The following is an 11985-nucleotide window of genomic DNA, read 5'->3' as shown; positions in this document are numbered from 1 at the left end:
CCGTAACACACGCCAGGCGGCGGCGACAGGTTGGCGCCTGCGCGAAATTCGTTCAGGAGAGGTAGCCGCCGAAGGCCTGGGAAGCCTGTGTCGTCTCGATTCTGAACGTCCTGCCGAAGTAGCGGTACTTGCCGGTGGTGAGGTCGACGAGGGCACCCCGTGACGCCTCGGAAGGGGTTTCCTGTTCGAGCCGTCGGCCCGGGGGTGCTGACACGTCTCTCGGGCTGAAGTACGCCGTCGGCCCCGCCCAAGCCCCCACCGTCCCGACCCCGCCGGTGATCCGCAGTGTGGAAGCGATCTTGCCGGTCTGAACGTTCACGAGCAGGGCCTTGTCCATGTGCTCGGTGGAAGCGAGCAGCCTGCGCCCGTCGGGCGAGAGAGCGTTGCCGTCCATGCCCCTCAGGCTGACCGTCGGGTCGAGCCGCACGCGGGAGCGCACGGAGCCGTCCGCGCCGGAGACGGTCAGGGGCGCCTTCTCGTTCCAGATGTCGCCCAGCACGACCGTGGACGCATCCTGGCTGAGACCGATCACGGTTCCCGAGGGCAGTGCTGTGGAGGTCCCGGTCCGGACGTCACCCAGCAATGGCCGGGAGGTGCGAGTCTCGTCGCGTGGGTTGAGGGCCAGCCGGGTTCCGTCGCCGGAGAACATCAGACTGGGAATGGCCGACGGGACCCAGCGCGGCCCGACGGGGGTGACCTTGCCCGATGTCAGGTCGCGGACCACGATGCACTGGTCCTTCGCGCGGTAGTAGGCGATGCGCCGGCCGTCCGGGCTGATCTCCAGCGGTGCGTCGCCGCTCATGTAGTCGTCGGGCCTCACCGCACGCGAACCGACCCCGTCCGGCAGCCGCCACTGCTTCCCGGACCGGCCGACCAGCCGCCATTGGGCGCAGTCGCCGGTGACGCTGGTGGTCTCCTTGAGGTTCTTGCCCCGGCAATGGTCCAGGAAGGCGTACACGATCGGCTCGACCTTGCCCTTCGGGAGCGGGCCGGGCAGCACGCCCGGCGGGTTGAGGATCTTGCCGGGTTCGGTGACCAGAGGCGGGTCCGGCCGTTCGGCGGGCCGGGGAGGCTCGGTGCGGCCCTCGACGAGCGCCGTGCCGATGAGGATGGCGGCGGCAGCGGCGGCGGCCACCGTGGGGACGGCGATAAGGCGGATGCGCCTGCGGCGGCGGGCGCCGTCGAGGACTCGGTCGGCGCTGACCTCGGGTGGGGCGCCCGCGGCCAGTTCGTTCAGCGCGTCGTGCAGGCGGGGGCTCATCGCGCCACCTCCGTGATCTCGATGTCGGTCAGGAGATCGGCGAGGCCGGGTTCGAGGGCGCGCAGGCGGGCGAGGGCGCGGTGGGTCTGGCTCTTCACGGTGCCGACCGAGCAGCCGAGCAGGCGCGCGGTGTCGGTCTCCGAGCGGTCCTCGTAGAAGCGCAGCACGATCATCGCGCGCTGCTTGGCGGTCAGCCTCCCGAGGGCCTGGCCGAGGAGCATCGACCGTACGGCGCCGTCGGCGATGTCGGGGTGCCGGTCGGGTTCGGGCGGCACTGCGCTCGGGTAGACGTGCCTGCCCCGGCGCTTCCACCAGTTGAGGTGCTCGTTGTAGAGGATCTTGCGCACGTAGGACTCGGGGTCGCCGCCGCTCGCCACGCGCTGCCACCGGGGCGCGAGCTTGACCAGGGCGGTCTGCACGAGGTCCTCGGCGAGATGCCGGTCACCGGTGAGCAGGAACGCCGAGCGCAGCAGCGCCGGTCCTCGGGCCGCGACGAACTCGGGCAAACCGTCGTATCGCACCATCCGCCTCCTTGTCGCCCGTTACACACACCGGAGGGGCGGCAAAGGTTGGCACCCGGGCGGGATTTATTCGATCAAGGCCGTGAGCTCGGGCGCGGCCTTGGTCGCGGTGAACTCGACGATCTCGAAGCTGGCCAGGCCCTCCCGCCAGAACGGGTCGGTGGCGGCGATGGCCTCCAGCCCGTCGCGGTCGACGCCGGTCGCCAGGATCACGCCGCCGGTGCGCGGGACCCTGCGGCCGGACGCCAGGAAGATGCCCGCCGCGTAGTGCTCGTCCAGCCAGGCGACGTGCTGGTCGAGCACCTCGTCGATCTTCTCGACCGGCGCGTTGTAGGTCAGGAGCAGCAGGAACATGCTCTGGATCTTACGACCGCCGATGCCGGCGCCGGTTCTGACGTCGGCACCGGCGCCGGCGTCCGGCTCAGCGGCAGCGGCCGAGGTCGACCTTGGCGGTCTGGCCGCGGTCGACCGTGACCTTGACGGTCGTTCCGCCGTGGTGGCCGCGCGGCGTGCAGGTGAGGGTCCAGGACTCGCGGATCAGGCCGGTGACCGGGGACTCGCCGGTCGCGGTGAACGGGGACTGCGGGCGGATCGACGGGTTGACGTCCCAGGTGAACCGTCCGCCCGGACCCACGACCATCGTGGAGGACAGGGCGGTCGGGACGGGCAGGGGAGCGCCGGTGGTGCCGTCGGCCTTGGTCCACGGCGAGGTCCACAGCGTGAACTTCTTGGCGATGCGCAGCGTGGCGCCGACCGGGGCGCGGCCCTGGATGACCGAATGGGCGCTGCGGTCCACCGCGTTCTCCAGCGCGAGGAGGAAGGCGCCGCGGCTGCCCTTGCCCTCGTACGGGCCGGTGCCGTAGTACTCGCCGGCCACGCTCGCGAAGTCGGGGTGGAAGCCGTCCTTGCCGAACTCGAAGGTGTAGCCGAGGCCGCGGGTGGCGTAGTACGACCAGTCGTTGGTCTCGCCGGTCGTCTCGTAGTCGTCGCCCGACTTCATGCCGGTGTAGCCGTTCTGCGCGGCCATCTTGTCGCTGAGCGCCTTGTAGGCGGTCTCGTCGGGGGTGTCGCCCTCGGCCTTGGTGAAGTAGGGCCGCAGGATCGTTCCGCCGTAGGTGTGGTTGGTGATGAGCGTGGTCACCTGGCGGCCGGTGACCAGGTCGCGGATGTTGCGGATCTCGGGCTCGGAGAACGGACCGGCGCCGTGGTAGTCGCTCGCCGTCTTGTTCGCGCTGGACCCGGTGCCGCCCCAGCCGAAGCCGTAGTTGCGGTTGATGTCGACGCCGAGCTGCGCGTTCTCCGGCTGGGAGCACAGCGGCGGCGGCGCGTCCTGGCCGTCGACGATCCGGCAGTTCTTGCGCTTGTTCTCCAGGGGGCCGCTGCGCGACTGGTTGAAGCCGTCGGGGTTCACGACCGGCACGAGGATGACGCGGGCCTGGTCGAGCAGGCGCGTGATGCCGCGGTCCCGGCCGTCGTGCTTGAGCAGGTCGTAGCCGAACTCCATCGTCATCTCGCCGGACGGCCACTCGCGCGAGTGGTGCAGGCCCATCATCACGAAGACGGGACGGCCGTCGCCGGCGCCGACGTGGTGGCCGATCTCGATGCCGTGCACCGTACGGCCTTCGAGCGTGCGGTACGGGAGCGTGATGCGGCGGACCTTGCTCGGGTACGTGCGGGCGAGCTTGGACAGGTCGGCCTCGTAGTCGTCGAGCGTGCGGTAGGCGGTGCGGCCGCTGGGCAGCGGCGTGGAGACGGCGGCGGCTTCGGCTGCCTTGGAGGCGGCCGTGTTCCGGACGTTCCAGGTGAACCCGGCCTTGCGCAGGCGGGCGGCGTCGCCGGAGCCGTGCAGGAGGACGTCGGCCCAGCCGGTGCCGCTCGCCTCGGTGAGGTCGAGGCCGAGCGAGGCGAGCCGCTGGCGGGCCGCGGTGTCGGGGGCGTTGACCCGTACGAGCTGCTCGGACGACGAGGCGGGCGCAGTCTGTGCGAGCGCCGGGGCCGGGGCGGCGAGCCCGCCCGCGAGGGCGAGGGCCGCTCCGCAGGCGACCACGGCTCGGCGGCGGGAAGCAGGAAGGAACCGCATGGGCACCCTTTCGCGGGGGGAACGAAGGGAGCTTCATGATCGCAGAAGGGGCTCACGTTCCATAAGTCCTGATTGGGGTGGATTGAACCTTTGCGGGTCCTGATTCGTCTTCCGGGTATGCGGCGATCTGGCCGTTCGGGCGAGGGGGCCGAGCGGCCAGACCCGCATGGTGCACTCATTGGACTTAGTGTCTAATGGGAAGGGCCCCGCTTCCTCGATCTTCACCTCCGGGAGGTGACGGACGTGCGGGTCCGCAACGCAGCCCCCACGGCGAACGGGCACGCGCCGCCCTGGCGGATGCTGGTCGAGCTGTGGCTGATCGCCCGCCCGGCCCTCTGGCTGGTCTCCCTCGTTCCCTTCTACGTCGGCCACCTGCTCGCGACGCGGCAGCTCGTCGCCGGGCAGAACGTGTGCCTGCCGCCCTCGCGCGCATGCCTGCCGACGCTCGGGCCCGTGCTCACCGGCCTGGTGATCTGGGGTCCGCTCGTCTGGCTGGCCGTACTGGCCATCAACGACGCCTGCGACCTGGACGGCGACCTGCGCAACCCGCGCAAGGACGACGCGCCCCTCACCAGCGGACGGCTCTCGGTCCGGGCCGCGCTGGTCGCCGCGCACGTCACCGCTGCGGCCGCGCTGCTGGTCGCGGCCACGATCCGTACCTCGTTCGCGCTGGTCACGCTCGGTTTCCTGGTGCTCGGCTGGCTCTACAGCGTGCGCCCGATCCGGCTGAAGGACCGGCCCGGCTTCGACGTGGCGACCAACGCCGTCTCGGTCGGCGGCTTCGCGCTGCTGGCGGGCTGGACGGTGGTACGCCCGATCGAGGGCTTCCCGTGGGTGATGGTCGCCGAGGGAGTGCTGGTCGCGACCGCGCTCTACATCCCCACCACCGTGACCGACTACAAGGCGGACGTGGCCAGCGGCTACACCACGATCGCGGTCAGGCTCGGGCCGCGGATCGCGTACTGGATCGGCCTGGCGGCGTGGACGGCGTCCTGCGCGATCGCGGTCGCGCTGGCCGCCACCGGTCACGTGTTCCCGCACCGGACCCTGTGGGTGCAGGCGGTGAGCGCGCCGATCCTGGTCGCGGTCTACCACCGCTACCTCGGGCGGGCGCGAGAGCCGGGCGAGGTGCTGCACGGCATCATCGTCGTGAGCTGGGTGTTCCTGGTGCCCTACCTGGTCTTCGCCCTCATGTACACCAACACCATCTGATCACTCGTCGTCCGGCTCGGCGTCCTTGGCATCCGGGCCGGCGTCCGGCTCGGGATTGGCGTCCGGCTCGGGCCTGGCGTCGGGGCCGGGCTTGGCGTCGGGGGCTGCCTTGAGGGGCTCGGCGGGCGGGAGTTCGCCGCCCGCCTCGGCGGCGTCGGCGAGGCGGCTGCGCAGCGTCCGCACGAGCTCGTCGCCCTGCTCGGTGAGCCGCTCGATCGCCGGTACGGCCAGGTCGTCGCGGACGGTGTCGGCGAGCAGCTCGTCGTACTCGTGGGCGTGCACGGCGAGCCGTTCCAGGTAGCGGTGCGCCTTCAGCGCCTCGTCGGCCGCCCGCGCCCGCTCCGCGTAACGTTCCAGAGCCTCGACGCGGCGGGTCACCGCCTCCACCGACAGCTCCAGCTTCTCCCGCAGGGGCCGCAGCGCCGCCTCGACCTCGGGCAGCCGCGCGGACTCGGCGAACTCGCCCTGCTCGCCGCGCAGCTTGGACTGCCGCGCCAGCACCTGCGCGATCTCCCACTCCTGGCGGGGCAGCGTGACCGCGTTGTCGACCCGGTCGAGCATGCCCTCGCGGTTGACCTGCGACTCCCGTACGGCGTCGATCGCGGTCTGGGTGCGGGCCAGCAGCGCCTTGCCCTCGTCGTCGAAGTCCTCGGGCGTCAGGTAGCGGTCGCGGCGGCGGTCCAGCTCCCGGGCGCGCCGCAGATCCAGCGAGAACGACGGGGCGCCGAGCGCGATCAGGATGGCCAGCGACGCCAGCCCCAGCAGGAACAGCTCGCCGAGGATCGGAGCGCCCAGCAGCCCGAGCGTCAGCACGGTCAGCGGCGCCAGCCAGGCGAGCGGCCGATGCCGGGCGACGATGACGTCCAGCTCGGCGCGCAGCGCGGGGTCGGCGACGGGCCGCAGCTCGTGCCCGCCCTCGGACCCGGTCTCGTCGGCGGGCGCCACCATCCGCCAGTACGTGCCGACGTGCGTCTCGAAGGCGAAGTCGGTCGGGGCGATGTCTATCTCGGCGGGACCGGCGGGCAGCGGCCAGTGGCCGACCGGATCACCTCCGCCCGGACCCGTGAAGCGGACCCACCAGCCGCCCTTGCCTTCCTCGCACCGATAGCGGCCCGGCGCGACGTCGATGCCCACGAAGAACGTCCCGATGCCGGGAATGGAGTTGCTCAAGGCACTGGTCACCGGCGACCTCCGAAAATCGCGCCCTTCCGCCGCGTTCCTCTCCTCGTGCCCCATGAACGCCTGGGGAACGGTAAGAGTTGCCGTACCCAGATCCAGGTCGGGAGAGTCACAACCAGGACGACAAAGTCGCAATGGAATACTCCAGGCGTGCGACCTGACTATGACCCTCTTGACGACCCGCCCTGGGCGATGCAGCTGGTAGTACGCGCGGAGAAGGCCGATCCGCCCACTCATGGGGCGGTCTGTGAGGCCGCCGCGACGGCCGTCGTGGAGTTGCTCACCGACCCGCGCGCCGCCGATCCGGAGGGGGAATGGCACCAGGCCGTTCACGAATGGGAGTCGCGCCGTATTCGCAAGGTGGCGCGGCGTGCGCGGGGCGTGCGCTGGCCCGAGGTGCAGGAGCTGCCGGGCGTCACGGTGAAGGTGAACGGCGCCGAGGTGCGGGCGTTCGTGCCCGGCCAGGTGGACGAGGTCCCGCCGCAGATCGCCAAGCTCCAGGTCGCCGGGCTCGATCTGGAGGACGCCGAGGACCCGCCGCCCGCGCCGCCCGTCCCGTACGCCGCGATCGCGCTCAACCCGGACGTGACGATGACGACGGGCAAGGCGGCGGCCCAGTCCGGCCACGCCGCCCAGCTCCTGCTGCGCCAGGCCCCGGCCGCCGATGTGACGGCCTGGCTGGAGGGCGGCGTCCGCGTGCACCTGGCGCGTGGCATCCCCTGGCACGACTGCGTCCAGAACGCGACGATCGCGGTCAGGGACGGGGGCTTCACCGAAGTTCCGCCCGGCACCATGACCGCGATCGCCTGGATCGTGCGCTAGACGTTCACCCCTACGGGAGGACCACCGCCACAGGAGTGATCCCGGCCTTGCGGATCAGGGACGGGATCCGGCCCGCGAACGGGTGATGGTCCGCCGACAGGCCGCTCGGGTTGTCGATCACGTAGTGGACGACGTCACCCGAACGGGTCTCGGTCCACTTCGCGCCGAGCGAGCGCAGCACGCCCGCGGCCTTGCCCGCGTCGGCCGTCTGGACCGAGACCCGGATCGGGGACTCGAACCAGGACCCCGCGGCCTTCGGGGACGGCGCGGCGAGGGTCTTGGCGGCCACGTTCCTCGGGTTCGGCCCGGTGATCGCGTTGAGCAGCAGCTTGGCGGTGCCGTCGCTGAACGCCCGGAAGTTGGGCTCGGCGGCGAACAGCACCGAACGGCCCTTCCCGACCGGCTGGTCCACGACCGCCGCCGTCCCGCCCAGCTCCTCGGCGCCCTTCTGGTAGCCGGAGACGAACCACTCGGGCGAGTTCACGGCCGGGTAGGAGACCGCGACGCCACTGGAGGCCTTCATCACCGGGTCATAGGAGGTGAAGTTCCACGCCGAGCCGCCCACGCCCTTGGCGAGCGGGCTCTTGCCGTCCACCGTCACCCGGAACATCGTGCCCGGGATGTCGGACGTGGGGTCGGTCAGCGTCGCGGTGGTGAGGCCGAGCCGCGCCGCGAGCTGCGTGCCGCCCTGCCAGCCGATGTAGCGGCCGCCGTTCTGCGTCCAGGCCTGCAGCGCCTTGCGGCCCGCGTCGCCCAGCGCGTCGTAGCCGGCCTGCACCGGGCCGTTCGGGGTGAGCAGCACCTGCGTGCCCGCGAGCTTGCCCGCGGCCACGTCCGCCGGGGTCAGCACGGTGTAGGGCAGCTTCCACTGCCGGTCGAAGCGGCTGCGCAGCCAGCCGACCGACTGGCGCGCGCTGGAGGAGGTGGACGACAGCGCCAGGATGCCGATCTTCGGCTTCGTGCCGTGCTGCGCGGTCGACGGCTCGGGCAGCTGCGGCACCCGGGAGGCGTGCGCCTTCAACTCGGCGCCGGACGAGCCGCCGGACACGTTCTGCAGCAGCGGCATGCTCCACGCCGTCACGTCGTAGAAGTAGGGGAACGGGGTGTAGGAGTCCTCGTTCAGCATGGCCTGGATCCAGTGCTTCTGGCCCTGCGCCATCGAGATCATGTACGTGCCGGCGGGCAGCGTGGTCTTGGCCTCGGCACGCCCGTACGCCTTGTAGTCCGGCACGCCGAGCGGCCGGGTGAGCCGCTGCACGGTCACGTTCATGCGCTGCAGCCGCCGGACGATCGTCTGCACCTCGGCCCGCTTGGCGCGGTCGTCATCGCGCAGGAAGTACGTGCGCACCTTGCGGTCGGGCACCTGCCGGTCGATCTGGTTCGGCGGGTTGTAGATCTGGTTGGGCTCCAGCTTCCCGGCCTTGCCCTGGCTGTAGGCGTCGACCGCCATCGCGCGAGTCTCGCTGAGGATCTTGGTCTTGTTGCGCACCGCGGCCGACAGCGAGACCCACTGGGTGAGGTACTGCTCCTTGACCCGCTCGGGGTAGGGGCTCTCGTCGCCCTTCTCGTAGGTCATGCCGGCGGCGAGGAAGCCGGTGGTCGGCACCGAGTCCCCGTACCCCTGGTAGAAGAGGTCGTAGGTGTCGCGGTTGAAGAAGTCGATGCCCTGCCGCTTGAACTCGGCGGCCATCGAGGCGCCGTAGATGTCGTTGATCCAGCCGACGGACTGCTCGGGCGTCTCGTGGTAGATCGGGTCGGCGTTCGGCGGGAAGAAGAACGACGTCCCGCCCATCTCGTGCGCGTCGATGTAGAGCGACGGCGGGAACTTGTTCAGCATCGCCAGCTTGCCGTCGGTCTCCGGCTGCGTGCGCGCGAACCAGTCACGGTTCATGTCGAAGCCGTAGGCGTTCTGGCGGGTGTTGAGGGTGCGCCCGTCGGGGTTCTGCGTCGGCAGGACGATGACGAGGGCGTTCTCCAGGATCGAGGTCGCCGCGCAGTCCTTGCGGTCGCCGAGGTCGCGCAGCACCTTCAGGGCCGCGTCGGTGCCGCTCGGCTCGTCGCCGTGCACGTTGCCCGAGACCCACAGGATCGGCACGCCGCGGGCGGCGATCTTCCTGGCGACCTTGTCGGGGGTGCGCGGGTCGCGCAGCGCGTTCGCCTGGCCGCGGACCTTGTCCAGCCCGGCCCTGCTCAGCAGGCCGGGGCGGCCGACGATCGCGTACTTCAGCGGCCGGCCCTGCGCGGTGCGGGCGAGCGTGCCGGAGATGACGCGCTCGCTGGAGGAGGAGACGGCCTCCAGGTACTTGTCGGACTCGGCGGCCGTGGCCTCCTTGTCACCGAGTTCGAAGCCGAGGACCTGCTTGGGGGAGGGGACCTTGCCCCGGTAGACGGGGGTGGTCTGCGTCGGGTCGCATGAGGAGGGGGCCGAAGATGGCGATGCTTGTGCCGCGGCCGACGTCACCAGTGACGCCGGAACCGCGAGCGACGTGGACAGAAGCACTGACCACGCGATGTTTCGGGCTCTCATGAGCCCCAAAGCTGGCACCGGGCAAATCGGCGACCAATGGCAACTCCTGCCAAGATCAACTGATCGATTGAGCGGCTTGCCTCGTTGACGCGGGAGGTCCGATGATGGCGCCAGCGCCCGGTGGCATGAACGAGCGAAGCGAGTTCATGCCACCTGGTCTTGCCGGGGGGTGTGGGGGGTCGTCCCCCCACAAGAAGGTGGCAGGGTAAGTTGCCGACCCCGCGGCGAACATGGTTCGGTTTCAGGTGCCGGGGGCCGACGTCGTTGAGGGTGGAGGGTGCGATGCGCGCCGCGCTGACCAAGGACAACAGCATGGTCGTCACCGAGGTGGCCGATCCGGAGCCGTTGGAGGGGCAGCTGCTCGTCCGGACGCTCGCCTGCGGGATCTGCGGGTCCGACCTGCACGCGCTCGCCGATCCGGACGCGTTCATGGAGACCGCGCGGCGGTCGGGCGGCACGCCGTACGACCCGCGCGACGGGCTGGTCTTCGGGCACGAGTTCGCGGCCGAGATCGTCGCGTACGGGCCCGGCACCGAGCAGACGCTGCCGGTCGGGACCGTGGTGTGCGGGCCGCCGATCGGGATCGGGCCGCAGGGCGCGGGCATCATCGGGTACGCGCCGATGTTCCCCGGCGGCTACGGCGAGTACATGATCCTGAACGAGGGCCTGACGATGGCCGTGCCGAACGGGCTCGACCCGAAGGTCGCCGCCCTCACCGAGCCGTTCTCGGTCGCCACCCGGGCCGTCGCGCGCAGCGGCATCGGCGCGGACGACGTCGCGGTCGTGCTCGGGCTCGGGCCGATCGGGCTCGGCGTCGTCGCGCAGCTGAAGGCGCGCGGCCACGGGCCGGTCATCGCGGTGGACTTCTCGCCGCGGCGGCGCGCGCTCGCCGAGGGCCTGGGCGCGGACGAGCTGATCGACCCCGCGACCGCCTCGCCGTACGACCGCTGGGCCGACCTCGGCGTGCCGACCAGCACGGTGGAACGGATGGCGAGCGAGATCTTCGGCGTCGAGGCGCGGTCGGCCGTCGTCTTCGAGTGCGTGGGCGTGCCCGGGATCCTTCAGCAGGTCATCGAGGGCGCCCCGGCCGGATCCACGGTCATGCTGGTCGGCGTCTGCATGCAGAGCGACCGGATCGAGCCGGGCGTCGCGGTGAGCAAGGAGCTGACCGTGCGCGGCACCTTCGGCGCGATGCCGAAGGAGTACGAGGCGACGCTGCACGACATCGCCGAGGGCCGGATCGACGCGGGCTCCATCATCACCGGGACGGTCGGCCTGGACGGCGTCGCCGGGGCCTTCCACGACCTCGCCGACCCCGAGGAGCACGCGAAGATCGTCGTCATCCCCTGACCCCCAACACGCCGATCTTGCTCTCAGCGCCCTCATTCGGTGCCGCAGAGGGCGCTGAGAGCAAGATCGGCGTGTTGTCAGGGCGCTGGGGGTGCGGGGGGCGGGGGTGGTGCGGGCGGAGCGGCGTGGCCGGACGGTGCGGGCGGTGCGGGCGGTGCGGACTGCTCGCCGGGCGCGGCCTGCCCGGCCTGCCCGGCCTGCCCGGCCTGCCCGGCCTGCCCGGCCTGCCCGGCCTGCCCGGCCTGCCCGGGCTGTCCGGGCTGCCCGCCCGGCGCGGGGTGGCGCTGCCAGCGGTTGATGGCCGCCAGGGCCATCTCCTGGGTGCGGGTCAGCCGGGGCATGCTCGGGCCCGCCACGGGCTTGCCCAGCGATCCGGGCGGGGGCGGCCGGTGACCGCGTGCGACGCGCGCCTTCACGCTCAGCCCGTACGAGATGAACAGCAGGAGCACGAAGCCCGCCAGGTAGACCACGTGCTCGGCGAGGCCGGACCACTTGCCCTTGGAGACGTCCAGTACGCAGAAGACCGCGAAGCCGAGGATCCAGCCCGCCAGCGCGGGCAGCAGCCACACGTCCTTGCGGCGCGCGATCCCGGCGATCGTGACGACCAGGAGCAGGACCTCGACCGCCTTGACGGCGATGAGCGCGCCGGAGGACGCGCCCGAGCCGAGGTAGCCGGCCATCTCGTCGCGCTTGTCGGACCAGCCGATGACGGCGAACAGCAGGCTCGTCACCCCGTACGCCACCAGGAACACGCCGATGGGGATGTGGAAACGGTGCCAGTTCCCGTTCCCGGGGGTCGGCGCGGGTGGCAGCGGGTTCGCCAGGACCGGTGTGGCGCCGCCACCCGGACGGGGTGGAAGCGGCTGGTCCGGCCGCGTCAGCTTCGGATCCGGTCCCGGGACTGCCACCGTGTATGCCCCCATCTGCCCGTCATGTGTACAACGCGAAACATATCCCGGATGCTCGCCTCACGACGCGCCACCTCGCTGACCTGGGCCGAAGTGCTTGCGGACGGACCCGATACCGGCCAGAG

The 11985-nt window shown here is 71.5% G+C and carries 10 protein-coding genes; 3 read left to right on the top strand and 7 right to left on the bottom strand.

Features of this window, described 5'->3' with window-relative positions; translation table 11 throughout:
- Nucleotides 1-52: 52 nt before the first annotated feature.
- The 4 genes from J4573_RS06495 to J4573_RS06480 form a co-directional block, all read right to left on the bottom strand.
- Nucleotides 53-1261: a WD40 repeat domain-containing protein gene (locus J4573_RS06495; RefSeq protein ID WP_208254312.1), complete on the bottom strand. Its 1209-nt coding sequence runs from the start codon at nucleotides 1259-1261 to the stop codon at nucleotides 53-55.
- On the bottom strand, nucleotides 1258-1785 hold the full coding sequence (locus tag J4573_RS06490) for a SigE family RNA polymerase sigma factor (protein ID WP_208254311.1): 528 nt from the start codon (nucleotides 1783-1785) through the stop codon (nucleotides 1258-1260). The genes J4573_RS06495 and J4573_RS06490 overlap by 4 nt, the downstream gene beginning before the upstream one ends.
- 63 nt (nucleotides 1786-1848) lie before the next feature.
- A complete protein-coding gene (locus J4573_RS06485; RefSeq protein WP_208254310.1) occupies nucleotides 1849-2136 on the bottom strand; it encodes a YciI family protein in 288 nt (95 codons plus the stop codon).
- A gap of 67 nt (nucleotides 2137-2203) precedes the next feature.
- Nucleotides 2204-3862: a M14 family metallopeptidase gene (locus J4573_RS06480; RefSeq protein WP_208254309.1), complete on the bottom strand. Its 1659-nt coding sequence runs from the start codon at nucleotides 3860-3862 to the stop codon at nucleotides 2204-2206.
- A gap of 234 nt (nucleotides 3863-4096) precedes the next feature.
- On the opposite strand from J4573_RS06480, the gene J4573_RS06475 reads away from it, so the two are divergent.
- Entirely contained in the window at nucleotides 4097-5074 is a 978-nt protein-coding gene (locus tag J4573_RS06475) for a UbiA family prenyltransferase (protein WP_208254308.1), read from the top strand.
- On the opposite strand, the gene J4573_RS06470 is transcribed toward J4573_RS06475, so the two are convergent.
- The gene (locus tag J4573_RS06470) at nucleotides 5075-6256 is read right to left on the bottom strand and encodes an Rv1352/Rv1906c domain-containing protein (RefSeq protein WP_208254307.1); all 1182 of its coding nucleotides are present in this window, start codon (nucleotides 6254-6256) and stop codon (nucleotides 5075-5077) included.
- A gap of 147 nt (nucleotides 6257-6403) precedes the next feature.
- On the opposite strand from J4573_RS06470, the gene J4573_RS06465 reads away from it, so the two are divergent.
- Entirely contained in the window at nucleotides 6404-7075 is a 672-nt protein-coding gene (locus J4573_RS06465; protein WP_208254306.1) for an aminoacyl-tRNA hydrolase, read from the top strand.
- 10 nt (nucleotides 7076-7085) lie between these two features.
- On the opposite strand, the gene J4573_RS06460 is transcribed toward J4573_RS06465, so the two are convergent.
- On the bottom strand, nucleotides 7086-9575 hold the full coding sequence (locus J4573_RS06460; protein ID WP_208254305.1) for a M14 family zinc carboxypeptidase: 2490 nt from the start codon (nucleotides 9573-9575) through the stop codon (nucleotides 7086-7088).
- A gap of 309 nt (nucleotides 9576-9884) precedes the next feature.
- Between J4573_RS06460 and J4573_RS06455 the strand changes: the two genes are divergently transcribed.
- Entirely contained in the window at nucleotides 9885-10952 is a 1068-nt protein-coding gene (locus J4573_RS06455) for a zinc-binding dehydrogenase (protein WP_208254304.1), read from the top strand.
- 77 nt (nucleotides 10953-11029) lie between these two features.
- Here J4573_RS06455 and J4573_RS06450 read toward each other — a convergent pair whose 3' ends face one another.
- Nucleotides 11030-11875 carry a hypothetical protein gene (locus J4573_RS06450; RefSeq protein ID WP_208254303.1) on the bottom strand — a complete coding sequence of 282 codons (846 nt, stop codon included), beginning with the start codon at nucleotides 11873-11875 and terminating at the stop codon, nucleotides 11030-11032.
- Nucleotides 11876-11985: the final 110 nt, after the last annotated feature.

The sequence above is a fragment of the Actinomadura barringtoniae genome (assembly GCF_017573505.1).
GTDB classification, from domain to species: Bacteria; Actinomycetota; Actinomycetes; order Streptosporangiales; family Streptosporangiaceae; genus Spirillospora; species Spirillospora barringtoniae.
The sequence above is the reverse complement of the archived record's forward strand: the minus strand, read 5'-3'. Positions and strand labels throughout refer to the sequence as shown.